Annotated in this window: 24 protein-coding genes and 1 pseudogene; 13 read left to right on the forward strand and 12 right to left on the reverse strand. The window is 71.0% G+C overall.

Annotated features, from left to right (window positions below; all coding sequences use genetic code 11):
• On the forward strand, nt 1–1,013 hold a 1,013-nt coding region (metE, locus tag ABZ297_RS34490; RefSeq protein ID WP_355355296.1), incomplete at its 5' end, for a 5-methyltetrahydropteroyltriglutamate--homocysteine S-methyltransferase.
• Here metE and ABZ297_RS34495 read toward each other — a convergent pair.
• Nucleotides 1,014–2,450 (reverse strand): MFS transporter, encoded by a 1,437-nt coding sequence (locus ABZ297_RS34495; RefSeq protein ID WP_355355299.1) that lies wholly within the window; start codon nt 2,448–2,450, stop codon nt 1,014–1,016.
• Between the two features lie 98 nt (nt 2,451–2,548).
• On the opposite strand from ABZ297_RS34495, the gene ABZ297_RS34500 reads away from it, so the two are divergent.
• Complete coding sequence (locus ABZ297_RS34500; RefSeq protein ID WP_355355302.1) at nt 2,549–3,010, forward strand: MarR family transcriptional regulator; 462 nt, start codon at nt 2,549–2,551, stop codon at nt 3,008–3,010.
• Here the strand turns inward: ABZ297_RS34500 and ABZ297_RS34505 are convergent.
• Genes ABZ297_RS34505 through ABZ297_RS34530 form a run of 6 tightly spaced genes read right to left on the reverse strand, consistent with a single transcriptional unit; the run spans nt 2,998 to nt 8,468 of the window.
• Nucleotides 2,998–3,552: a GNAT family protein gene (locus ABZ297_RS34505; protein ID WP_355355305.1), complete on the reverse strand. Its 555-nt coding sequence runs from the start codon at nt 3,550–3,552 to the stop codon at nt 2,998–3,000. The genes ABZ297_RS34500 and ABZ297_RS34505 overlap by 13 nt on opposite strands.
• A 49-nt stretch (nt 3,553–3,601) precedes the next feature.
• A complete protein-coding gene (locus tag ABZ297_RS34510) occupies nt 3,602–4,519 on the reverse strand; it encodes a carbohydrate ABC transporter permease (protein ID WP_355355308.1) in 918 nt (305 codons plus the stop codon).
• Nucleotides 4,519–5,430 carry a sugar ABC transporter permease gene (locus ABZ297_RS34515; protein ID WP_355355311.1) on the reverse strand — a complete coding sequence of 304 codons (912 nt, stop codon included), beginning with the start codon at nt 5,428–5,430 and terminating at the stop codon, nt 4,519–4,521. Before ABZ297_RS34515 ends, ABZ297_RS34510 begins: the two co-directional genes overlap by 1 nt.
• Complete coding sequence (gene ngcE / locus ABZ297_RS34520) at nt 5,430–6,842, reverse strand: N-acetylglucosamine/diacetylchitobiose ABC transporter substrate-binding protein (RefSeq protein ID WP_355355314.1); 1,413 nt, start codon at nt 6,840–6,842, stop codon at nt 5,430–5,432. Before ngcE ends, ABZ297_RS34515 begins: the two co-directional genes overlap by 1 nt.
• A gap of 21 nt (nt 6,843–6,863) precedes the next feature.
• A complete protein-coding gene (locus tag ABZ297_RS34525) occupies nt 6,864–7,598 on the reverse strand; it encodes an SIS domain-containing protein (RefSeq protein WP_355355317.1) in 735 nt (244 codons plus the stop codon).
• Nucleotides 7,599–8,468, reverse strand: a complete 870-nt coding sequence (locus tag ABZ297_RS34530; RefSeq protein WP_350805307.1) for a MurR/RpiR family transcriptional regulator — start codon at nt 8,466–8,468, stop codon at nt 7,599–7,601.
• Between the two features lie 79 nt (nt 8,469–8,547).
• Here ABZ297_RS34530 and ABZ297_RS34535 point away from each other — a divergent pair, with 79 nt between their 5' ends.
• Nucleotides 8,548–9,537, forward strand: a complete 990-nt coding sequence (locus ABZ297_RS34535; RefSeq protein ID WP_355355320.1) for a BadF/BadG/BcrA/BcrD ATPase family protein — start codon at nt 8,548–8,550, stop codon at nt 9,535–9,537.
• An 8-nt stretch (nt 9,538–9,545) separates the two neighbouring features.
• On the opposite strand, the gene ABZ297_RS34540 is transcribed toward ABZ297_RS34535, so the two are convergent.
• The 3 genes from ABZ297_RS34540 to ABZ297_RS34550 all read right to left on the reverse strand — a co-directional run bounded on the left by ABZ297_RS34540 (nt 9,546) and on the right by ABZ297_RS34550 (nt 12,158).
• Nucleotides 9,546–10,451: a hypothetical protein gene (locus tag ABZ297_RS34540; protein ID WP_355355323.1), complete on the reverse strand. Its 906-nt coding sequence runs from the start codon at nt 10,449–10,451 to the stop codon at nt 9,546–9,548.
• Complete coding sequence (locus tag ABZ297_RS34545) at nt 10,448–11,011, reverse strand: RNA polymerase sigma factor (RefSeq protein WP_355355326.1); 564 nt, start codon at nt 11,009–11,011, stop codon at nt 10,448–10,450. Before ABZ297_RS34545 ends, ABZ297_RS34540 begins: the two co-directional genes overlap by 4 nt.
• Before the next feature lie 76 nt (nt 11,012–11,087).
• The gene (locus tag ABZ297_RS34550) at nt 11,088–12,158 is read right to left on the reverse strand and encodes an acetyl-CoA acetyltransferase (protein ID WP_355355329.1); all 1,071 of its coding nucleotides are present in this window, start codon (nt 12,156–12,158) and stop codon (nt 11,088–11,090) included.
• Between the two features lie 292 nt (nt 12,159–12,450).
• Between ABZ297_RS34550 and ABZ297_RS34555 the strand changes: the two genes are divergently transcribed.
• From ABZ297_RS34555 to ABZ297_RS34570, 4 genes are all read left to right on the forward strand, one after another.
• Nucleotides 12,451–13,299 (forward strand): LysR family transcriptional regulator, encoded by an 849-nt coding sequence (locus ABZ297_RS34555; RefSeq protein WP_355355332.1) that lies wholly within the window; start codon nt 12,451–12,453, stop codon nt 13,297–13,299.
• 15 nt (nt 13,300–13,314) lie between these two features.
• Nucleotides 13,315–13,968, forward strand: a complete 654-nt coding sequence (locus ABZ297_RS34560; RefSeq protein WP_355355335.1) for a MerR family transcriptional regulator — start codon at nt 13,315–13,317, stop codon at nt 13,966–13,968.
• Nucleotides 13,965–14,342 carry a VOC family protein gene (locus tag ABZ297_RS34565; RefSeq protein WP_355355338.1) on the forward strand — a complete coding sequence of 126 codons (378 nt, stop codon included), beginning with the start codon at nt 13,965–13,967 and terminating at the stop codon, nt 14,340–14,342. The genes ABZ297_RS34560 and ABZ297_RS34565 overlap by 4 nt, the downstream gene beginning before the upstream one ends.
• Nucleotides 14,343–14,436: 94 nt before the next feature.
• Nucleotides 14,437–15,216, forward strand: coding sequence for a metallophosphoesterase (locus ABZ297_RS34570; protein WP_355355341.1), 780 nt, complete (start codon nt 14,437–14,439; stop codon nt 15,214–15,216).
• On the opposite strand, the gene ABZ297_RS34575 is transcribed toward ABZ297_RS34570, so the two are convergent.
• Complete coding sequence (locus ABZ297_RS34575) at nt 15,206–15,880, reverse strand: ThuA domain-containing protein (protein WP_355355344.1); 675 nt, start codon at nt 15,878–15,880, stop codon at nt 15,206–15,208. The two genes, ABZ297_RS34570 and ABZ297_RS34575, sit on opposite strands and share 11 nt — an antisense overlap.
• Before the next feature lie 195 nt (nt 15,881–16,075).
• Here ABZ297_RS34575 and ABZ297_RS34580 point away from each other — a divergent pair, with 195 nt between their 5' ends.
• The 4 genes and pseudogenes from ABZ297_RS34580 to ABZ297_RS34595 all read left to right on the forward strand — a co-directional run bounded on the left by ABZ297_RS34580 (nt 16,076) and on the right by ABZ297_RS34595 (nt 18,140).
• Nucleotides 16,076–16,381 carry a hypothetical protein gene (locus ABZ297_RS34580; protein WP_355355347.1) on the forward strand — a complete coding sequence of 102 codons (306 nt, stop codon included), beginning with the start codon at nt 16,076–16,078 and terminating at the stop codon, nt 16,379–16,381.
• Between the two features lie 8 nt (nt 16,382–16,389).
• Nucleotides 16,390–17,235 (forward strand): RNA polymerase sigma-70 factor, encoded by an 846-nt coding sequence (locus tag ABZ297_RS34585; protein WP_355355350.1) that lies wholly within the window; start codon nt 16,390–16,392, stop codon nt 17,233–17,235.
• 19 nt (nt 17,236–17,254) lie between these two features.
• Nucleotides 17,255–17,380, forward strand: a pseudogene (locus tag ABZ297_RS34590) (transcriptional regulator); the annotation flags it as partial.
• A gap of 7 nt (nt 17,381–17,387) precedes the next feature.
• On the forward strand, nt 17,388–18,140 hold the full coding sequence (locus ABZ297_RS34595; RefSeq protein ID WP_355355353.1) for an SDR family oxidoreductase: 753 nt from the start codon (nt 17,388–17,390) through the stop codon (nt 18,138–18,140).
• A gap of 6 nt (nt 18,141–18,146) precedes the next feature.
• On the opposite strand, the gene ABZ297_RS34600 is transcribed toward ABZ297_RS34595, so the two are convergent.
• Nucleotides 18,147–18,719 carry a helix-turn-helix domain-containing protein gene (locus tag ABZ297_RS34600; RefSeq protein WP_355355356.1) on the reverse strand — a complete coding sequence of 191 codons (573 nt, stop codon included), beginning with the start codon at nt 18,717–18,719 and terminating at the stop codon, nt 18,147–18,149.
• Between the two features lie 82 nt (nt 18,720–18,801).
• On the opposite strand from ABZ297_RS34600, the gene ABZ297_RS34605 reads away from it, so the two are divergent.
• Together ABZ297_RS34605 and ABZ297_RS34610 are read left to right on the forward strand one after the other, a co-directional pair.
• Entirely contained in the window at nt 18,802–20,451 is a 1,650-nt protein-coding gene (locus ABZ297_RS34605; protein ID WP_355355359.1) for an FAD-dependent oxidoreductase, read from the forward strand.
• Nucleotides 20,448–21,896, forward strand: coding sequence for an ATP-binding protein (locus ABZ297_RS34610; protein WP_355355362.1), 1,449 nt, complete (start codon nt 20,448–20,450; stop codon nt 21,894–21,896). The genes ABZ297_RS34605 and ABZ297_RS34610 overlap by 4 nt, the downstream gene beginning before the upstream one ends.
• Nucleotides 21,897–21,908: the final 12 nt, after the last annotated feature.

Raw genomic sequence — 21,908 nt, forward strand, 5'->3', positions numbered from 1 at the left:
CGCAGGCGGCGCACCTGCGGCTGCCCAAGCTGCCGATCACCACGATCGGGTCGTTCCCGCAGACCGGCGAGCTGCGCGCGGCCCGCGCGGCGGTGGTGGCGGGCACGCTCGCCGAGGCCGACTACGAGCGCCGGGTCGAGGCCGAGATCGAACGGGTCGTCAGGCTGCAGGAGCGGCTCGGTCTGGACGTCCTGGTGCACGGTGAGCCCGAGCGCAACGACATGGTCCAGTACTTCGCCGAGCATCTCGACGGCTTCGCCGTGACGAGGAACGGGTGGGTCCAGTCGTACGGGTCGCGGTGCACCAGGCCGCCGATCCTGCACGGCGACGTCGGACGTCCTGAGCTGATCACCGTCCGGTGGGCCCGCTATGCGCAGTCGCTCACGGACAAGCCGGTCAAGGGCATGCTCACCGGTCCCGTCACGATCGTCGCCTGGTCGTTCGTCCGCGACGACCTGCCGCTGCGGGACGTGGTCCTCCAGGTGGCCGACGCGGTGCGGGACGAGGTGCGCGACCTGGAGGCCGCGGGCATCTCGATCATCCAGGTGGACGAGCCCGCGCTGCGCGAGCTGCTGCCGCTGCGCCGCGAGTCGCAGGCCGCCTACCTGGACTGGGCCGTGGCCGCCTACCGCAGGGCCACCTCGAGCGCCGGTGACCGCACCCAGATCCACACCCACCTGTGCTACTCCGACGCCGACCAGATCCTGGCCGCCATCGACGGCCTGGACGCCGACGTGACCACGATCGAGTCGGCCAGGTCGGGGGCGCGCATCCTGGACGCCGTCGGCACGTTCGGGCGCGGCCTGGGGCCCGGCGTCTACGACATCCACTCGCCCCGGGTGCCCGGCGCGGACGAGGTCGAGGGGCTGCTGCGCAGGACGCTGGCGGCGCTGCCCGCGGACCGCGTCTGGGTGAACCCGGACTGCGGCCTGAAGACCCGCACGTATGAGCAGGTGGAGTCGGCGCTGGCGAACGTGGTCGCCGCGACGCTACGGCTGCGCGCGGAGCTCTAGCTAGCCCGTCGCCTCGGCCTCGGTCAGCGTGCTCTGCGCGTGGGCCGGCCGGTCGGACGCGGCGCGTCCCGGGATCGCCAGCACCAGCAGCGCGGCCAGCAGCGCGACGCCCCCGCCGATGACGAAGCCGGCCCGGAAGCCGTCCTCGGACGGCAGCGTCACCGGGCCGAGGTGGACGGTCATGTTGGCCAGCACCACGCCGATGACGGCGCTGGCCGTGGACGTGCCGATCGAGCGCATCAGGCTGTTGAGGCCGTTGGCCGCGGCCGTCTCCGAGCGGGGCACGGCGCTCATGATGAGGGCGGGCATGGCCGCGTAGGCGAACCCGATGCCGGCGCTGACGACGGCCGAGAAGATCAGGATCCCCCACGTGCTGCCCATCAGGACGAGCGCCATGGCGTAGCCGCAGGCGATGACGACCGCGCCGAGCAGCAGCGACACCTTGGGACCCCGCGTGGCGGACAGCCGCGCGGCCAGCGGCGAGACGGCCATCATGAACAGCCCGGCGGGGGCCATCCACAGACCGGCCTCGACCATGGACCTGCCCAGGCCGTAGCCGGTGGCCTCGGGCAGTTGCAGGAGCTGCGGCGTGATCAGCGACATGGCGAGCATGGCGAAGCCGATGACGACGGAGGCCAGGTTGGTCATCAGCACCTGGCGGCGCGCGCTGGTCCGCAGGTCCACCAGCGGGGCCGGGGCCCGCAGCTCCCACCACCCCCACAGCAGCAGGACGACCGCCGAGGCGGCGAGCATGCCGAGCGTGACGGGGCTCGACCAGCCCCAGTCGCCGCCCTTGGACACGGGCAGCAGGAGCAGGACCAGGCCGGTCGACAGGCCGAGGGCGCCGACGACGTCGAAGCGTCCGGCCGCCCTGACCGGGGATTCGGGGACGACCGCGATCAGCAGGACGGTCATGAGCAGGCCGAGCCCGACCGAGCCCCAGAACAGCGCGTGCCAGCTGGCGTGCTGCGCGACGAGCGCGGCGGCGGGCAGGCCGAGCGCGCCGCCGACGCCGAGCGAGGAGCTCATCAGCCCGATGGCGGAACCCAGTTTCCGTGGCGGGAGGACGTCCCGCATGATGCTGATGCCGAGCGGGATCACGCCCATGCCGAGGCCCTGGAGCGCGCGCCCGGCGACCATGGGGGCCAGCGAGTTGGCGGGGGCGCACACCAGGGAGCCGAGGGCGAGCAGCAGCGCGCTCGCCACCATCACCCGGCGCTTGCCGTAGAGGTCGCCGAGCCGCCCGGCGACCGGGGTGGCCACCGCGCCCGCCAGGAGGGTGGCGGTGATGGCCCACGACGCGTTGGCCGCGCTGGTGTTCAGCAGCCTCGGCAGGCTCGCGATCAGGGGGACGATCAGGGTCTGCATCAGCGAGACGAGGATGCCCGCCGCTGCCAGCACGCTGACGATGGCCCCGCTGCGCGGTGCGGCGTCCATGCGCTCTCCGTTCCCCCGCGAGGAGTATGTATCATGCACAAGATATGTATCTTACATATCGCTCCGGCGGGATACCCTGGCGCCGGGAGGAGGCCCGCGTGCGCGAAGAGATCGTCGACATCGAGCGCGAGCTCATGCTCATCGGCCGTCACTCGGCGATGGCGACGCTGCGCGCGAGGCAGCACGAGGGCCGGCTGGAACGCAGCACGTACATCCTGCTCAGGCGGCTGGAGGCCGAGGGGCCCATGTCGATCGGGCAGCTGGCCCAGGCGTTCGGCCTCGACACGTCCACGGTCAACCGGCAGACCGCGGTGCTGCTGCGCTCGGGGCTCGCCGAGCGCATCCCCGACCCCGACGGGGGGATGGCCCGCAAGCTGCGCATCACCGCCGAGGGGCTGCGCCACATGCGGCAGGAGTGCGCCCTGATCCTCGACGGCCTGGCCACGGTGCTCGCCGACTGGACTCCCGCGGAACTGGCCTCCTTCGCCGAGGGCCTGGCCCACTTCAACGCCAGCATCGGCGCGCCGAAGGACTGCCGGCCCGCCGATCAGTCGGGGTAGCGGGCGGCGAACTCCTCGACGGTCATGCCGAACAGCACCTCGTCGTCGTAGCGTCCGGCGGCGAAGCGGCTGCGCCTGCGCACGCCCTCCTGCACGAAACCGAGCCTGCGGTGCAGCGCCAGCGACGCGGCGTTGGACGAGTACACCCACGCCTCCGCCTTCTGGAAGCGGCGCTCCCAGAACATGTAGCGGAACAGCAGCGTGACGGCCTCGCCGGCGTAGCCCCTGCGGTGGTGCGGGCTGCCGACGGCGATGCCGTAGCAGAACGTGCCGGCGTGGCGGTCGACCCCGTGCGTGCTGATCATCCCGACGACCGAGTCACCGTCGCGGGCCGCGATCGCCAGCCGGACTTCGTCGAGATCCGGGTCCTGGGCTGCCAGCTCCGCCGCCCACTGCCTGGCCCGCTCCGCCGAGCGCGGCGGATGCAGCCTGTGACCGTTCCGCACGTCGTCGGAGTACTCCTCGAAGGAGTGGAACGCCTCCCAGTCCTCCGGTTCCACGGCCCGCAACCGGACCCGCTCCCCCACCCACACAGACGTCATGCTGAGCAGCAAAGCAGACATTTTCCCCGGCCGCGAGCGGTTTCCGCGGCTACTTGAGCGCACCCGCCGTCAGCCCAGACTGGATCTGCCGCTGGAAGACCGAGTAGACGACCAGCATGGGCAGGATCGCCAGAGTCAGGGCGGCGAAGAGGGCCGACCAGTCCTGGTCGTAGCCGGCGGCGGTGGAGATGTCGGCGATGCCCTGTGTGAGCACCCACTTGTCGCGTTCCTGGAGGAGCACGAGCGGGAGCTGGTACTGGTTCCACTGGCCCAGGATGTTGAAGATGGTGACGCTGATCAGGCCCGGCCTGGCCATGGGGAGCATGATCTGGAAGAAGACCCGGGTGTGGGAGGCGCCGTCGACCATGGCCGCCTCCGCCACCGCCGTCGGCAGGGTGCGGAAGAAGGCAGCCAGGAAGAAGACGGTGAAGGGCATCGAGTACGCGATGTAGACCAGCACCAGGCCCGCGTGGGTGTTCAGGCCGATGAAGGGCCCGATGAGCGGGACGTTGCCCATGTTCTGCACCACGAAGAAGAGCGGTGTCAGGGCGAGGTAGACCGGAAACGCCAGCCCGGAGACGAACAGCAGGTAGATCGCCCGGTTCGCGCGGAACGGGTAGCGCGCCAGGACGTAGGCGGCCATCGACCCGACCAGCATCGTGCCGGACACGCTGAACACGACCACGATGACGCTGTTGAGCGTGTACTGCCCGATGTGCGCCTGATCCCAGGCCCTGGCGAAGTTGTCCCAGCGCAGCGTGGCCGGCAGCGACCAGGCGTCGCCGAAGATCTCGTCCTCGCTCTTGACCGAGGCCAGGAACGTCCACAGGATCGGCACCGCGACCAGCACGGTCCACAGCAGCAGCGCGACGTGCGTGAGGACCGACAGGGGGCCGAGCCGCCTCCTGCGCTCCTCGCGGGCGAGCTTGCGCGAGTTCGCCACCGTCCAGGAGGTCGTGGTCGTCATCAGTACTCGATTCGTTCGCGCCGCGAGAGGCGCAGCGAGAGGATCGCGAAGCCGACGGTGAACAGGAACATCACCACGCCGAGGGCCGAGGCGTAGCCGAAGCGGAAGTAGCTGAACGCGTTGCGGTAGATCTCGGCGGCCATCACGGTGGTGGAGAAGTCGGGCCCGCCGTGCTGGTCGGTCATCACCCAGACGATCGCGAAGACGTCGAGGGCGATGATGCCGAGGTAGACCCAGGCCACCTGGACGGTGTCCCAGAGCAGGGGCAGCGTGATGCGGAAGAACAGGCTCAGCCGGCCCGCCCCGTCGATCTGCGCCGCCTCGAACATGTCGTTCGGGATGGAGGCGAGCCCCGCTGAGAACAGCACCACGTAGAAGCCGACCGCCTGCCAGATCATCACGCCGAGCACCGACCAGAAGGCGATGTCCGGGTTCGACAGGAACCCGATCGGCTTGACGCCCAGCACCATCAGCGGCCCGTTCAGCATGCCGCTGCCGTCCGGCCGGAACACCTGCTGGAACAGCACGGCCACCACCGCGACGGACAGCACCTGCGGGAAGAAGAACACCACCCGGTAGAACTTGGAACCCCTGATGCCGCCCACGCCCCGCCCGGCGCCGCCCACGTTGAGGAGGAAGGCGAAGAACAGCGCGATCACGATCGTCAGCAGCGGCAGGAGCACGAGCAGCGCGGCGTTGTGCGTGACGGCCTTCCAGAAGATTCCGTCGCCGAAGAGCCGGACGAAGTTCTCCACCCCCACGAACTCGGGGGTGGCGTTCACTCCGCGCCAGTTCGTCGTCGCGATGTAGAACGCCTGGACGTACGGCGAGATCACGTAGATGAGGTAGAGCGCCACCGGGGCTGCCAGGAACGCGGTGATGAACAGCCCACGGCGGTAGCGGTTGTACATCAGCGCTTGTACTTCTTGATCGAGGAGTCGTTCTTGATCTCGTCGGCCTTCTTCTGCAGGCGCTCCAGGTACTTGTCGGGCGTCAGCCCGCCGGTCATGAGCTCGCCGGTGGCGGCGACGGCCTCGTCGTTGAGCTGCGCGTACCAGGTGCGCCAGCGGTAGTAGACGGTGTTCGTGCCGGCGGCGGTCAGCGCCTCGGTGGCGCTCTTGGCCCCGGGCGACAGCTGCCGGCCGTCGCCCGCACCCTTGACCGTGGACACGGTGCGCACCAGCTCGCTGAAGTCGCCGGCCGCCTTCTTTGACAGCATGGCCCGCAGGTACTCCATGCCCGCCTGCGGGTTGGCGCCCTTGGACGGGACGATGAACGACTCTCCCGGCTGCGTGTGCAGGGTGCCGTACGGCATCTTGTCGGAGCTGGTGAAGTCGGGGATGGGGAACATGCCGTACTCGAAGTCGGCCGGGGTGGTGGACTTCTGCTCGTTCTCCAGCCAGGAGCCCGACGGCAGCATGGCGACCTTGTACTTGTTCTGCGCCGTCTGGGTCTGCACGTGGTCGAGCCCGGCCGTGCCCTCCAGCAGGTACTTGCTGCCGACCTCGGCCCACGCCTTCGCGGAGGCCTTCATCGGCTCCGACGTCCAGGCGCCGTCTTCGAGGTTGTCGATGTTGACCAGCACCTCGTTGCCGCCGATCTTCGCGGCCATGGTCAGCAGCGGCTCATAGAGATACTGGGGAAACTTCCCGGCATAAGTGAAAGGTGCCATCTTGCCGGACTTTTTGATTGTTTCGCAGAGCTTGAGGAATTCGTCCCAGGTCTTCGGGATGGCCCAGCCGTTGTCCCTGAAGACCTTCTGCGAGTACCAGATGCCGTGGATGTAGTTCACGTAGCCGACCACGTTGAACTTGCCGTCGTAGGTGCCGATGTCGATCACCGCGGGGTCGAGGAGGTCCCTGACCTTGACGTTCGGGTCGTCCCAGCTCGGCGCGTCGAGCAGGGGGGCCAGGTCCTGGAGCTGGCCGTCCTGGGCGAGCGCGCCCATGTCCATGGCGTTCGCGCCGGAGTTGTCGATCACGTCGGGCGGGTTGCCGCCCGCGAAGCGTGGCTGAAGGACCTTGGTGATCTCCTTGGTGGCGTTGTGCTTGATCTCCACCTTCGGATACTTGATCTTGAACAGCGGCTCGTGGATGTCCTTGGCGTACGCGTTGCCGAAGCCGCCGTCGAAGATCCAGATCTCCAGCGGCTTGTCGGCGGCGACGCCGAAGGGGTTGGCCGCGCTGGTCGCGACCGGCGCCGCCGACGACGAGGCGGGCGCCTTGGAGGCGGGGGTGGCGCACGCGGCCAGCGCGCCCGCCACCGGGACCAGCGCGGCTCCGCGAAGGAGCTCACGACGGGTGATGCGGGGGGTGTTCGGCATTATGACTACTCCTGACTTATTTCATGCTCCACGTCTGATCCGCCCTGCGTAACGGCTCTCCAGGGCTCTGTTGTGCTCGTCGCCGCCGGCCACGTTGGCCGACAGGTAGATGGGCGGCGTCTCGCCGAGGGCCACGAGGCTGTCGACCGCCTCGGTGACCATCATCTGGGCGAGCAGCGCCGAAGTGATCGTCGAGACCGCGCCGTAGCTGCCGCCGCCCGGCAGTTCGAGGATCGCGTCGCCGTACGGCGCGCCGTTGTCCAGCACGACGTCGGCCAAATCGAGCAGCTTGGCGCCGGACGGGTGGCGCGAGGTCATCTGGGTGCTGTGCCTGACCGAGGTCAGCGCGATCAGCGGGTGGCCGCGCTCCTTGACGATCCTGGCCAGCTCGACGACCGTGCCGTTCACGCCCGAGCTGGAGATGAGCACGAACACGTCCTGCGGCTCGACGGGCGCCAGGTCGTAGATCCGCTGGGCCACCGCGGGGTCGCGCTCCAACTCCGGGTTGAGCACGCTCGGCGGCTGCCCCCCGTACAGGACGAGATCGCGCGGCGACAGCCGGTTGCTCGGCACGAGACCGCCGGCCCGTCCGGCGATCTCCATGGCGATGGCCTCGGAGTGGCCGGAGCCGAAGGCGTTCACCACGCCACCCGCCCTCAGCGACTCGACGAGCAGCGCCGCGGCCCGCCCCACCTGCTCGCGCTGGGTCTCCGCGACCTCGCCGGCCAGCCGCAGTACCTGCGATGCGTACGTCATTCAGCCTCTTTCCACCCGATGACTCTCCACGGCGCTGATCGTCAGCTCGAACGCCTCGTTCGTACGCTCATACGTGCGTTGCGCGACCGCCACGTAAACCGCGTCGAGCACGAACAGTTGCGAGTGGACGGCGGCCAGGCCGCCGAGTCTGAACGTCGTCTCCCTGCTGGCCGTCGTCAGCACCAGGTCGGCCAGCTCGGCGAGGGGGGAGCGGGCGAAGGAGGTGACCGCGACCGTGGTGGCGCCGTGGCTGCCCGCCTCGGCGATCGCCTCCATGACCTCGCGGGTGCGTCCGCGGTGGCTGATGCCGATCGCGACGTCGCCCGCGCCGAGCAGGGCGGCCTCCGACAGCGCCACGTGCGCGTCGCCCGCGCTCCAGCCGGGGACGCCGATGCGGCGCAGCCGCCCTTCGAGCATGGTGGCGACGTTCCCGCTGGTGGAGACGCCGACCAGGAGCACCCTGGGCGCGGCCACGATGGCGTCGGCCACCTGGGCGACGATGCCGGAGTCGAGCTGGGCGGCGGTGTCCTGGATCAGCCTGGCGTCGGCGGCGGCCATCACCTCGATCGCGGAGTCGAGCGGGTCGTCGGGGCCGATCTCATGCCCCACGCCCGCGCCCCAGCCCGCCTGCGCGGCCCTGCCCGTCTCGGTCGCCAGCGCGACCCTCAGCTCGGCGTAGCCGGAGAAGCCGAAAGCCCGGCAGAACCGGGTCACGGTGGCGGGCGAGCTGCCCGCCCGTTCAGCGAGCGCGATGATCGTTGATCGGGCGGCCTCGGCGGGATCGCCGAGGATCACCTCGCCTACCCGGCGCAACGCCTCCGGCAGGCCGGGCAGCTCTGTCTCGACGCGCCCGAGAGCTCCTGAAGTCACGAATATTCCTTCCGAATACTCGGTCTTCTGGCGAAAATTATTCTTGCTTCCCGGTCACGTCAACCCCCAAAATCGGACCGTGACTAACTCGTTGGTCGTCGGAGTTGACGCCGGCGCGACCTCCACCCGCGTCGCGGTCCACGCTCTCGACGGCACCCGGGTCGGCTACGCCCGGGCGGGCGCGGGCAACCCCACGGCCCACGGGCTGGCCAAGGCGGTCGGCGCCATCGCCGAGGCTCTCGGGCAGGCGCTCGGCTCGCATGACGGGTCTCGGGTCGTCGCGTCCCTGGCGGGCGTGGCGGGCACGGTCGAGGCGCTGAAACCCGAGCTGGCCAAGGTCTGGGGCGAGCACGGCATCACCGTGGGGCCGCGGGTCACGGGCGACGTGCCGATCGCGTACGTGGCGGGCTCCCCCGCGCCGGAGGGGGCGCTGCTGCTATCGGGCACCGGCGCGGTGGCCGCCAGGATCTCCGGTTTCCAGCTGGCCGCCATCGCCGACGGGCTGGGCTGGCTGCTCGGCGACGAGGGGTCCGGCTTCTGGATCGGCCGGGAGGCGGCCAGGGCGGCCGTCGCCGCGCTCGACCGCCGCACCGCTGAGGACCCCACCGGCGGCGCCCCTGAAGGTGCCGCGGGAGGGGCCGCGACAGGCATGCTCGTTGAACTGGTCGTCGAGCACTTCCTGGGCGCCGAGCGTGGCCCCACCCCGCGCAAGGACGCCGACCGGGTGGTGCGGCTCGCGCAGGCCGACCACATGCGACTGGCCGCGCTGTCGGCGCTGGTCAGCAGGGCCGCCGCGGAGGGCGACCCGCTGGCGCTGGACATCGTCCGGCGAGCGGCGGGGCATCTGGTGGCCACCGTCAGGCGGGTCCACGTCTCGGGTCCGGTGGTGCTCGCGGGCAGCGTCCTGACCAGCGAGGGCCCGGTGCGGGAGGCCGTGCGCGAGCTGCTCGGCGACGTCACCGTGACGACCGCCCAGGACGGCGCGGGCGCGGCGGCCTGGCTGGCCGCCCGGGCCCTCCTCGACCCGCGAGAGGCCGAGGAGCTCCACCCGCGCTTCGTCGGCCCCTGAAGCGGCGGTCAGTCCGCGTCGTCGGGCTTGTGGCCGCCGTAGACGGGGTTCTTGGGCAGGCGCTCCTTGGTCACCAACAGGCGGACGACGCCTGCCTCCTCCGACTCGGCCTCCCAGACGATCCAGTCGTCGCCGACGTGGGCCGACTGCCGCTTCGGGTCGACGCCGTAGCCGTGGCCGTCGGGGCTGGGGTCGATGATCTGGAAGACGGCCTTGAGGCCGCGCCGGCGCACCTCCGCCAGAACCTCTCCCACGGTGCGCTCGTCCGCGCGGTACCCGGCGAGCATCCCGCCCTTGCGGCTGGCCGGCCCGGCGTCCTGGTACTTCTCGCCGGGCTTCGCCGCCCTGCCCAGGCTGATGACGCCCTTGCCGATGAAACCGCGATCCACCGTGACGGCGAGGGAGCATCCGACCTGGCCCAGCGTGCACCCCTCCGGCTCCGTGGTGCCACCGACACCCTTGCCGTTGCCCACGGTTCCCTCGAAGGCCATCCGCACGACCTGGCCGACTCTGGGCGGGGAGACGGGAACGAGATTCAGCCCCACGTCCAGGCCCACCGCCTTGAAGGCCTCGGCGTACAGGGCGTGGTCGGCGTACGGGTCCTTCACCCTGGCCACCCACGTGTCGCCGCGCAGCTCGACGTCGATGGCGGAGTTGGCGTAGGAGGTGGCGGTGCCCTCGCCGTTCGTCAGCAGGCTGGGGCCGACGACGGCCGCGGCCACCAGCGCGGCGGTCGCGACGAACCCCACGACGAGCCGTCGTGTCCGGCGCGGCGCCCTCGGGCGCGGCACTGGATCGCCGGCGGTGATCTCGTCGGTGACGATGGCCTCGAGCAGCGCCCGCGCCCCCGCGCCGGACGCCCGCCCGGCCAGTTCGCGGTCGCTGACCCTGGCGAGATGGTTCAGCTCGTTCATACGGACTCCACAGCGAAGCGGTTGGCGGTACCCCCGGTGCTCCCGGTGCTCCCGGTGCTCCCGGCTCCGTCGAGCGCCTTGGCGAAGCGCTTGCGGGCGCGGTGGAGGCGGATGCGGACGGCGTTGCGCGAGCAGTCCAGGACCTTGGCGACCTGGCCGTGGTCGAGCCCCTCCCAGGCGACGAGCGTCAGCAGCTCGCGGTCGTCGTCGGACAGCTCGCGGAAGGCCGCGGCGATCGCGCTCACGTCGTGGCCACCGTCCTCGGGGGGACGCAGGTAGAGGTCGGCGAGGTCGGTGTCGAGCGGCGCGTTCCTCGCGCGGTGCCTGTCGAGGCCGCGGCGATGGTTGGCCAGGACGTTCCTGGCCACGCCGTACAGCCAGAGCCTGGCCTCGTCGCCGCGCGGGAGGGTGTCGACGCGGCGCCAGGCGATGGCGAACGTCTCGGCCACCACGTCGGCCGCGTCCTCGGGCGACTCGCAGCGCCGGACGGCATATCCGAGGATCCGCTCATATGTCTGTCTATAGACGGCCTCGAACCGGGTCTTCCGGTCGTCATCCACGGGCGGTTCCCATGGTCGGCCTCCTCTTTCGGGGGATATCGGACACCCTCTTCATGTCGGCCGTCCCCCGAGCATTTCACGCCACGAGCAGCGCCGCGCTCCCGTAGCTGCCGCCGAACCCGGTCACGAGCGCCACCTCGCGGCCGTTCCGCAGCTCGCGGACCGCCTGGGCGAGGTTGTTCAACCCGTGCACGTAGCCCTCCGACAGCAGGCCGCCGTGCGGGTTCACCCAGGCGTGCCGCCGTTCCAGCAGGTACGGGCCGAGGTCCGCCCGCCCCACCAGGCCGAAGTCCTCCAGCTGGCGTGGCACGAGCCAGGAGTAGGCGTCGTACGGCAGCGCCACGTCCACGTCGGACGGCCGCATGCCCGACGCCTCCCACAGCATGGGCGCCACGTACCCGGAGAAGATCGCGGTGACGTCGGGCGAGCGGTCCATCGCCGAGCAGCCGGGCCCGCCGCCGCGCACGACCGCGTGCACGCGCGGGCCGCCGAGCACCCCGCTGACGACGAGCGCGCAGGCGCCGTCGGTCTCCTGGCAGCAGTCGGCGGTGCGCAGCGGCGTGCAGACGTACGGCTTGGCCAGGTAGTCGTCGAACGTGAGCGGCTCCCGGCGCAGGGCCCTGGGGTTGGTCGCGGCGTTGTCGCGCGACTGGGCGACGACGGCGTGCAGGTGCTCCTCGGTGAGGGACGTCTCGTGCAGGTAGCGGGTGGCCGCGAGGGCGAACAGCGGGATCGGTCCCGCCAGGCCGTAGGTGAACCGCTCCTGGGCGCCGGTGGAGACGGCGGTCATGCGCTTGCCGGAGCGGCCGTTGAGCGCCCTATAGATAACGATATTTCGCGCTAAACCGGCGTGTATCAGCATTGCCGCGTCGCCCAGGATGGACGCCGCCTGCGTCCCTCCCCCGGCGATGTCGTTGTGCCAGCCGAGCCGCTCGATCCCCAGCGCCCTGGCGACCTGGGTGACGGGGGCGGAGTCGTTCAGGTGGTAGCTGAGCACGGCGTCGGCCTCCGCGGGGGCGATGCCCGCGTCGGCGCAGGCCGCCCGGCACGCCTCGACGGCCAGGTCCAGCTCGCTCCTGCCGGACTCGCGGGTCAGCGCGGTCATCCCGATCCCGGCCACCGCCGCACGCCCGGCGAACGGCTGCATGCCGCCTCCCTTCCCGCCGGAGCGGCCGCGCCCGTCCGGGTCGCATGACGGCTCCCGGCCGTGACCGTCCCGCCTGAGCGGGCCGCGCCCCGTCCGACGGGCGGTCACGGCGCTCGCCTGTCACGGTATCCGGGCACACCGAAACGGGCAAGCGCTTGCTTGACAAGGTGGGACGGAACTCGAAGATCGTCACTCGATGGCAACCAAACCGGTTCGCGGCGGATATCCCGTTCCACGGCGGAGAAATGCGATCATCCGATAGCCCAGCTCCCCCATCATCTCGAGGTGAGCGATGGATCTCCGCCACGTCCGGTACGCGATCGCGACCGCCCACGCGGGCAGCCTGCGCCGCGCCTCCACCGTGCTCCGCATCGCCCAGCCCACCCTGTCGGAGCAGCTCAGATCCCTGGAGAAGGAGATCGGCGTCGAACTGTTCACCCGCTCCTCCAGCGGGGTCCGCCTCACCGAGGCGGGCGAGGCGTTCCTTGCCCAGGCGACCGTGGCCGTCGACGCCTTCGAGCGGGCCGTCTCCGCCGCCCGCGGCAAGGGCCAGACCGCCAGGCTGGGCGTCGCGGACGGGCTCGGCGACGTGGCGGCCCGCCTGCTGTCGCAGCTCCAGGGGGCGCGCCTGCGCGTCGCCCCGATGAGCACGGCGGAGCAGATCATCTCCATCATGGACGGAACCCTGCAGGCCGGGCTCGGGTACGCCCCCGGCTCGCTCCCCCGGGGCGTCGCCCGCATGCTCGTCCACCGCTCTCCCGTCCGCGCCCTCCTGCCCGGCGCCCACGCGCTGGCCACGGGCGAGACGGTAAGCCTCGCGGACCTGGCGTCGGAGCCGCTCGTCATGCCGGAGTCGGACGCCGTGGCGGGCGCCCGCCGCTACCTCGAAGGCTTCGTCCGGCACGGCCTGCATCCCCGCCTCGGGCCCGGCGCGGCGACCCACGATCTGGCGATCACCATGGTCGAGGCGGGCGCCGGGTATACCCTGTCGGTCCGGGAGGGCGTCTGGGTCCCCGAGGGGCTGGCGTTCCTGCCGATAGCCGAGGACGTGCCGCCGATCGAGGTGGTCTTCCTCTGGAACCGCCGGTCCGACGCGCACGAGCTCGTCAGCGCCGCCCGCCATCTCGCCCGCGCTGGATAGCGCTATTATCTAACGATGCGCATCTCCGAGTTGAGCGCCGAGTCCGGTGTGGCGATCCCGACGATCAAGTACTACCTCCGCGAGGGCCTGCTCCACCAAGGGGAGCAGGTGGCGGCCACGCGGGCCGAGTACGGCGACTCCCACCTGCGCAGGCTCCGCCTCATCAGGGCCCTGCTGGAGGTGGGCAGGCTGCCCGTCGCGTCCATCAAGAAGATCATCAATGCGGTGGAGGACGAGTCGATGCCCGTCCACTACATGCTCGGCACCGCGCACTACGCGCTCGCGCCCGCCGTCCAGCCCGAGCCCGGCCCCGAATGGGACTCCGCCCGCGCCCAGGTCGACGACCTCCTCTCCGGCCTCGGCTGGAGCGTCGAACAGCAGGCGCCCGCCAGGGACGAGCTGGCCCAGACCCTTGTCAGGATGCGCCAGCTCGGCCTGTCGACCGACCTGTCGCCGTACGCCGAGGCGGCCTACCGGCTGGTCTCGGAGGTCGACATGCACACCGTCCCGTACGACGGGCCGCGCGACACGGCGGTGGAAGCGCTGGTGCTGGGTACGGTCCTGTACGGCAGAGCGTTCGACGCGCTGCGCCGCCTGGCCCAGGAGTCGGAGTCAGCACGCATCCTGTCGCCGGGCTCACCGCGACCGCAGACAGGAGCCGAGCCGTGACCGCACAACTGAACCACACCATCGTCGAGGCCACCGACCGCGACGGCACCGCCGCCTTCCTGGCGGACCTCCTCGGGCTGGAACCCGCGCCGGTCTACGGCCCGTTCCGGGTCGTCGAGCTGGGCAACGGCGTCTCTCTGGACGTCCTGCAGGCCGACGGTCCGGTGCACCCCCAGCACTACGCCTTCCTGGTCACCGAGGAGGAGTTCGACCAGATCTGGGGAAGGATCAAGGAGCGCGGCCTGCCCTTCTGGGCCGACCCCCACCACCGCGCCGCGGGCGAGATCAACACCAACGACGGCGGGCGCGGCCTGTACTGGTCGGACCCCAACGGGCACAACCTGGAGATCATCACCCGCCCGTACGGCGGCTGACCTCCTTCTGGGCAGGCGTGAGCGGCAGGCCGCCCTGGACGGTGCCGGACAAATCCGGTTGTCCGGCGCAGCCCGCCATCGCCATGATCGGCGCATGAGATTCGCGCTCGTCGGCGACATCCACGCCACCTTCGCCAAGGCCGACGCCCTCGTCCGGCGGCACGTCGGCCCCGTCGACGCCATCTTCAGCGTCGGCGACGCCGAGCCGAACAGGACGGCGACCGACAGCCTCGGAGTCGGCGGGCCTGCTAAGCACCGCAAGGTCGGCGACTTCCCGCAGTACGCGGCGGGCCACCGCACAATGAGCGCTCCCGTTCACTTCATCGGCGGCAACCACGAGCCCTGGCCCGCGCTCGACGCGCAGGGGCCCGGCGAGTGGGCGCCCGGCTTCCACTTCCTCGGCCGCTCCGGGGTGGCCCAGGTCGCCGGGCTCCAGGTCGCCTTCCTGTCGGGCATCTACTCGCGGCACTTCAGCGAGCCCGAGGAGCCGCCCCCGATCACGCCGGAGCGGCTCAAGGAGTACGGCTACTTCACCAGGCCGCACGTCGAGCGCCTGCTCGACCAGGCCCAGGGCAGGCGCATCGACCTGCTCATCACGCACGAGTGGCCGTCCGGGCTCTCCTACCTGCACCACGGCAGGATCCCCGTCGGCCGCGACGACATCCGCGCGCTGACAGACCTGCTCGCGCCCCAGGTCCACGTCTGCGGCCACATGCACGCGCCGTTCAGGGAACGGGTCGGCGCCACGCAGGTGATCTGCCTGTCGCAGGTCCTTCAGGGCGCCGACGCCGTGGCGGCGCTCGAACTCGCTCCCGACGGGACCCTCGCGGAGGTTCCGCTGGCCGGGGCCGGCGCCGCCCCTGTCAGTCGGTGACGGTGACCGGGCGTTTGAGCAGCCACAGGGCCGCCCGTCGCAGCAGGGTCCGGTGGATCTCGTTGTCGTAGGACCTCGTGTCGTGGCCCAGCGCGTCGTACACGACCCTGCCCCTCCGCACGGGGCGCGCCCACACCAGGGGCTGGCCGTTCGACGACGCCAGCGGCTGCACGTCCGGCAGGACGTCCAGGTCGCTGTAGACCTCGTCCACCAGGTCGAAGTCCCGCAGGCCCGCCACGATCGGGTGGTCGCCGTGGACGCGGACTCCCGTCCAGCCCAGGGGCGGGTGGTGCGAGGTGGGCCAGGTCCAGCAGCCGCCGAGGACGCGGGGCCAGCCCTGCCAGTCGTCGAAGCAGATCGAGGCCGAGTGCATGCACAGCAGGCCGCCGCCCCGGTCCAGGTGGTCGAGCAGGGTGGTGCGGGCCTGCGCGGGCAACGCGAAGCGCCATCGCGCGCGGAGGCCGTCGAAGCGGTCCAGGTCCATCTGCCACCGCAGCGCGTTGACGGTGATCAGCTGGACCTCCGGCGGTTCGCTGAGCGCCCCGGCGATGTCCTCGGTGACGTCCGACTCGATGCCCACCTCGGCCAGCACGTCCGCGAGCGCGGCTGAGGTGGCGTCGAAGTCGTGGAACGGCCCTCCCGAAAGGATCAGATTTCTCGCCACGGCTCAACCACATCACGGTTATCACCACATTTCTACCCGTCAGCTGTCACATCGGACGCCCCTCGTCCGTCCTCCTCCCAGCCACGGCCCTACATCGGCCATCTCACGGGGCCGGGCTCGGTCTACGCCGACGACGGCTCGACCACGCAGGCCGTCAGGGCGGGCAAGCTGCCGATCGTCGGCGACGGCGGCTCGGTGCTGTCGTTCACCGACTCCCACGACGCCGCGACCGCGATCGTCGCCGCCCTCGACAGGGACGTCACCGGCGCGCTCAACGTCGTCGACGACAACCCGATCAGGTTCCGCGACTGGCTGCCCGCCTACGCGGCCGAGCTGGGCGCCCCGGAGCCCAAGCGGGTCCCGGCCTGGCTCGCCAGGCTCGCCGTGGGCAGCTTCGGCGTGGCGTACCTGACCAGGCTCCGCGGCGCCGACAACAGCCGGGCCAGGCTCTGCCTCAACTGGCGCCCCCGCCGCGCCGCGATGCTCGGGGGGACGGCATGATGCCGCCTGTGGATTTCGAGGAGTACCGTCCGCTGCTGCTCGGGCTGGCATACCGCCTGCTCGGCAGCATGTGGGACGCGGAGGACGTCGTGCAGGAGGCCTGGCTGCGCTGGGAGGGCACGGACAAGGCGGAGATCAGGGAGCCGCGCGCCTTCCTGATCACCGTGGTGTCGCGGCTGGCGCTCGACCAGCTCCGCTCGGCGCGGGTCAAGCGCGAGGCGTACACGGGTCCGTGGCTGCCGGAACCGGTGAGCACCTCGGAGGTGGGCCCGCTCGACACCGCCGAACTGCGCGACACCGTCTCGTACGCGACCCTGCACCTGATGGAGCGCCTGTCGCCGCCGGAGCGGGCGGTGTTCGTGCTGCGTGAGGCGTTCGAGCTGCCGTACGACGAGATCGCCGGGATCGTCGGCTCGTCCGTCGCCAACGCCCGGCAGATGTACCACCGCGCCTCGACGCGGCTCACCGGGGGCCGGGAGCGGTTCCGTCCCAGTGACGAGGAGCACGCCAGGCTGCTGCTGAAGTTCATGGACGCGGCGAGCGGCGGCGACCTGGCCGCGCTCACCGACCTGCTGCACGAGGACGTGGTGGCCTGGAACGACGGCGGCGGCAAGGTCCGCGCGGCGCTGCGCCCGATCCTGGGCCGCGCCAAGGTGGTGGCCTTCCTCACCGGGCTGATGTCCCGATACGAGTTCCACGGCATGCGCCTGGTCGAGGCGAACGGCGGCCCCGCGCTGCTGACGGATATCGGCGACAACAAGCAGCTGATCTTTCTCGACATCCGCGACGGCCGGATCCAGGAGATGTACGGAGTGCTCAACCCGGAGAAGCTCACCCACGTGCAACCGGCCTGACGAACCCTCTTGTCTTATGTTGGGCGTCGCGAACGTGAACCTGTCGACCCTGAAGAACGGGCGGGCCGAGGCCGTCAGGTTCAGCACGCTCTGCGAGGTGCTCGAGCCCGGTGACCTGCTCAGCTACCGGCCCTACGACCTATAGTCCCCATATGGATCTCGGCATCAGGGGCAGGGTCGCCCTCGTCACCGGCGGCAGCGCGGGCATCGGGCTGGCCGCCGCGAAAAGCCTGGCGCGCGAGGGCTGCGACGTCTGCGTCAGCGCGCGGAATCCGGAACGGCTGGCCGACGCGGTGGTCGAGCTGCAGGAGTTCGGCGGCGTGGTGCACGCGGTGCTGGCCGACGTGGAGGACCAGGAGGCCGCCTTCCGGGTGGTCGCCGAGACGCGCGAGGTGCTCGGGCCGATCGACATCCTGGTGGCCAACGCGGGCGGGCCGCCCGCCGGGCGCTTCGTCGAGGTCAGCCTGGCCGACTGGGACGTCGCCGTCCAGCGCAACCTGCTCGGCACGGTCCGCCTGATGCACGCGGTGCTGCCCGACATGCGCGAGCGCGGCTGGGGCCGCATCGTCACCGTCACCAGCAGGTCGGTCCGCGAGGTGATCGACGGGCTGGCCCTGTCGAACGCGACCCGCTCGGCCGTGGCCGGGATCGTCCGCACCCTGGCCAGGGAGGTCGGCGGCGACGGGGTGCTGGTCAACAACGTGCTGCCCGGCCCGATCGACACCGAGCGGCTGCGCGAGCTGGGAGGCGACGTCGCCGCACGCGGCAAGTCCGTGCCGGTGGGGCGGATCGGACGTCCGGAGGAGGTGGGCGACGTGGTGGCGTTCCTGGCCAGCGAGCGCGCCTCGTTCGTGAACGGGATCTCGATGCTGGTCGACGGCGGCGAGAGCCGGGTCGTCGCCTGAGCCCCGTCATCGCCTTAGCAGGGTCCGCACGATCGAGGCCGCCCACGGCCCCGGCTCGCCCGCCAGGTCGACCAGGTACGACAGGTTCGCCCGGTGGAAGCAGGCGCCCATCAGCAGTGCGGCGGCCGCGTCGGCGTCGATGCCGGGGTCGATCCTGCCGAGCCGCTGCTCCTCGGCGAGGGCGCCCGCGACGGCCGCGATCGGCATGTGCGGGCCGGTGCCCTGCTCGGCGAGCATCGCCCGGAACCCCGCCAGGAGCGATGGGTCGCCGAGCAGACCTGAGGCGATCAGCGCGGCCCGCGTGTAGAAGTCGACGGCGGCCAGCGCGAACTCGGTGACGTTGGCGACCACGTCGCCCTGGCCGACGCCCTTGTGCAGGGTCTCCAGCGCGGGGCCGAGCGCGGGCAGCCGCTCCAGCAGGACGGCCAGGAGCAGCGCCTCCTTGCCGTCGAAGTGCTTGTAGAGCAGCGCCTCCGAGCAGCCGGCCAGCCGCGCGATCCGTTTCGTGGTGGCACCGGCCATGCCGTACTCGTGAATCGCCTGCTCGGCGGCGTCGAGGATGCGATCACGGGTGCCCATCGGGACATGATAGGAGGGCAGGCTCACACATGGGGAAACGCGTGACATCCTGCTTTTAGGGACCAGTGGAGAAGGTAGGGGCATGGACAAGCCGGTCATCGTGACGGTCGACGACGATCCGGGCGTGTCGCGGGCAGTCGCCCGTGACCTGAGACGCCGCTACGGCCAGCAGTACAGGATCGTCCGCGCCGAGGCCGCCGACCAGGGCATCGAGGCGGTCAAGGAGATGCGGTTGCGCGGCGACGAGGTGGCGGCGATCCTCGCCGACTACCGGATGCCGCAGATGAACGGAGTGCAGTTCCTGGAAGCCGCCATGGACATGTACCCGTACGCGCGCCGGGTGCTGCTGACGGCCTACGCCGACACCGACGCCGCGATCCAGGCGATCAACGTGGTCGACCTCGACCACTACCTGCTCAAGCCGTGGGACCCACCGGAGGAGAAGTTCTACCCGGTGATCGACGGCCAGCTCGACGCGTGGCAGCGCACCGACAGGGTGGAAGTGGCGGAGTTGCGGGTGGTGGGCGACCGGTGGTCGGCCCCGTCCTACAAGGTGCGCGACTTCCTGGCGCGCAACCACGTGCCGTACCAGTGGATGCTGTCGGAGGACCCGGAAGGCGCCCAGCTCGTCGCGGCGGCCGGGGAGAACTGCCACCTGCCACTGGTCGTCACGGCCGACGGGGTCACGCTGGAGTCGCCCGACCAGGCCACGCTGGCCAAGGCGGTGGGCCTGTCGACCACCCCCGCCACCGACTTCTACGACCTGATCGTGGTCGGAGGCGGCCCGGCCGGGCTGGGCGCGGCCGTGTACGGCGCGTCCGAGGGGCTGAAGACGGTGCTGGTGGAGGCGCACGCGTCGGGCGGTCAGGCGGGCCAGAGCTCCAGGATCGAGAACTACCTGGGCTTCCCCGACGGAGTCTCCGGCGGGCAGCTCGCCGACCGGGCGCGCAGGCAGGCGCTGAAGTTCGGCGCCGAGCTGCTGACCGCGCGCAAGGTCACCCGCCTGGAGGCGCGCGGGCAGGCGCGGGTGGTCGGGTTCAAGGAGGGCGGCGAGATCGCGGCCCACGCGGTGATCCTGGCGACCGGCGTCGCCTACCGCCGCCTGGACGCGCCCGGCCTCGATGACTTCGTCGGCAGGGGCGTCTTCTACGGCGCGGCCCTGACCGAGGCGCCGTCCTGCCAGGGCAGCGAGGTGTACGTGGTGGGCGCCGCCAACTCGGCCGGGCAGGCGGCCGTCTACCTGTCGGGATTTGCGAGCAAGGTCCATTTGTTGGTGAGGGGTGACGGTTTGGAGAAGTCCATGTCGCACTACCTCATCGAGCAGATCCAGGCGATCCCCACCATCGAGGTGCACGTCCAGACCCAGGTCACCGGCGGGCACGGCGACACGCACCTGGAAGGGCTCACGCTCTCGACCAAAGGCGAGGAGCGCACGGTCGACGCCCAGTGGGTGTTCGTGTTCATCGGCGCGGAGCCGTACACCTCGTGGCTGGGCGAGACGGTCGAGCGCGACGAGAAGGGCTTCGTGCTGACAGGGCCCGACCTGGTGCACGGCGGTAAGCGGCCGCGCAACTGGACACTCAGGCGCGAGCCGTACTTCCTGGAGACCAACGTGCCGGGAGTGCTGGCCGCGGGCGATGTGCGGGCCGACTCGATCAAGCGGGTGGCCTCCGCCGTCGGAGAGGGCGCGATGGCGGTCGCGCTGGTGCACCGTTACCTGGAGAAGCAATGACAGTCGACATCGACGAACTGCGCAAGCTCTTCCTGTTCGAACGCCTGACGGACGAGCAGCTCACCAAGCTGGCCATGAGCGGCCAGGTCCGCTCCTACGAGCAGAACGAGGACATCGTCCGGCAGGGCGATCCCGCCGACTGCTTCGCGGTGCTGATCGAGGGCGAGGTGCAGATGCTCTCCGAGACCGTCAGCGCCGGAACCATCGCCATGCCGCGCACCTCCCAGCCCGGCGTGTACGGCGGGGCCACCTCCGCCTACCTGGGCGATCGCGCGCCGCTGAACTACCAGAGCACGCTGCGCGCCACCGCGCCGTCGCGGATCTTCCTGCTGCCCGCCAAGAAGTTCGCGCACATCGTCGCCGAGTGGTTCCCGATGGCGATGCACCTGCTCGACGGGGTGATGTCGGGCGGGCGGATGCAGCGGGAGGCCATCGACAGGCGGCAGCGGCTGACGGCGCTCGGCACGATCACGGCCGGGCTCACCCACGAGCTGAACAACCCGGCCGCGGCGGCCGTGCGCGCGGTGAGCGAGCTGCGCACCCTGATCAGGGCGTCCAGGAGGGGGCTGGCCCAGCTCGCCGAGGACGGCATACCGCCCGAGCGGCTGCGCGCGCTGATCGAGACGCAGGAGGCGTGCATGGAGGCGGTGGGCACGCTGCCGCCGCGCACGCCGCTGCAGATCTCCGACGCCGAGGACGAGCTGGGCGAGGCGTTGGAGGAGCTGGGCGTCGACGACGCCTGGGACCTCGCTCCCGCGCTGGTCAACGCCGGGTTCGGCAGCGTGCACCTGGAGAAGGTGCGGCAGAAGGTGGGCGAGGAGCACACACCCGCCGCGCTGCGCTGGCTGTCGGAGGCGATCGAGATCTCCCAGATGCTCGGCGAGGTCACCGAGGCCACCGAGCGGATCACCTCGCTGATCCGCTCGGCCAAGCAGTACTCGCAGATGGACCGCGCGCCGTTCCAGATCTGCGACGTGCACGACCTGCTCGACAGCACGTTGGCCATCTTCCGCGGCAAGATCCCGCCCAGCATCAGCGTCGTCACCGACTACGACTGGACGTTGCCGCCGATCCCCGCCTACGGCGGCGAACTGAACCAGGTGTGGACGAACCTCATCCACAACGCGCTCGACGCCATGGGCGAGGAGGGCACGCTCACCATCCGCACCGCGCACGACGAGGACGAGGCGATCATCGAGATCGGCGACACCGGCCCCGGAGTGCCCGACGCGATCAAGGAGCGGATCTTCGAGCCGTTCTTCACCACGAAGTCGGTCGGCAAGGGCACCGGGCTCGGGCTGGACATCTCCTACCGGATCGTGGCCGGGCGGCACGGCGGCGAGCTCAAGGTGCGCTCGGTGCCCGGCGAGACGTGGTTCGAGGTGCGGCTCCCGCTGCGCGAGTCCACGGCGGAGCGTGAGTCACGGTCCACGGCACTCTCCTAGGACAACGGCGGC

The organism is Nonomuraea sp. NPDC005983 (assembly GCF_040614375.1).
In the GTDB taxonomy this organism is placed as follows: domain Bacteria; phylum Actinomycetota; class Actinomycetes; order Streptosporangiales; family Streptosporangiaceae; genus Nonomuraea.

What these genes read in the sequence shown, in the direction of transcription:
- ABZ297_RS34610 (WP_355355362.1), top strand. Translation starts at nt 20,448, where the DNA reads ATGACAGTCGACATCGACGAACTGCGCAAGCTCTTCCTGTTCGAACGC.
- ABZ297_RS34505 (WP_355355305.1), bottom strand. Translation starts at nt 3,552, where the DNA reads ATGACGTCTGTGTGGGTGGGGGAGCGGGTCCGGTTGCGGGCCGTGGAA.
- ABZ297_RS34550 (WP_355355329.1), bottom strand. Translation starts at nt 12,158, where the DNA reads ATGCAGCCGTTCGCCGGGCGTGCGGCGGTGGCCGGGATCGGGATGACC.
- ABZ297_RS34510 (WP_355355308.1), bottom strand. Translation starts at nt 4,519, where the DNA reads ATGACGACCACGACCTCCTGGACGGTGGCGAACTCGCGCAAGCTCGCC.
- ABZ297_RS34525 (WP_355355317.1), bottom strand. Translation starts at nt 7,598, where the DNA reads ATGACGTACGCATCGCAGGTACTGCGGCTGGCCGGCGAGGTCGCGGAG.
- ABZ297_RS34515 (WP_355355311.1), bottom strand. Translation starts at nt 5,430, where the DNA reads ATGTACAACCGCTACCGCCGTGGGCTGTTCATCACCGCGTTCCTGGCA.
- ABZ297_RS34555 (WP_355355332.1), top strand. Translation starts at nt 12,451, where the DNA reads ATGGATCTCCGCCACGTCCGGTACGCGATCGCGACCGCCCACGCGGGC.
- ABZ297_RS34495 (WP_355355299.1), bottom strand. Translation starts at nt 2,450, where the DNA reads ATGGACGCCGCACCGCGCAGCGGGGCCATCGTCAGCGTGCTGGCAGCG.
- ABZ297_RS34570 (WP_355355341.1), top strand. Translation starts at nt 14,437, where the DNA reads ATGAGATTCGCGCTCGTCGGCGACATCCACGCCACCTTCGCCAAGGCC.
- ABZ297_RS34540 (WP_355355323.1), bottom strand. Translation starts at nt 10,451, where the DNA reads ATGAACGAGCTGAACCATCTCGCCAGGGTCAGCGACCGCGAACTGGCC.
- ngcE (WP_355355314.1), bottom strand. Translation starts at nt 6,842, where the DNA reads ATGCCGAACACCCCCCGCATCACCCGTCGTGAGCTCCTTCGCGGAGCC.
- ABZ297_RS34605 (WP_355355359.1), top strand. Translation starts at nt 18,802, where the DNA reads ATGGACAAGCCGGTCATCGTGACGGTCGACGACGATCCGGGCGTGTCG.
- ABZ297_RS34595 (WP_355355353.1), top strand. Translation starts at nt 17,388, where the DNA reads ATGGATCTCGGCATCAGGGGCAGGGTCGCCCTCGTCACCGGCGGCAGC.
- ABZ297_RS34600 (WP_355355356.1), bottom strand. Translation starts at nt 18,719, where the DNA reads ATGGGCACCCGTGATCGCATCCTCGACGCCGCCGAGCAGGCGATTCAC.
- ABZ297_RS34560 (WP_355355335.1), top strand. Translation starts at nt 13,315, where the DNA reads ATGCGCATCTCCGAGTTGAGCGCCGAGTCCGGTGTGGCGATCCCGACG.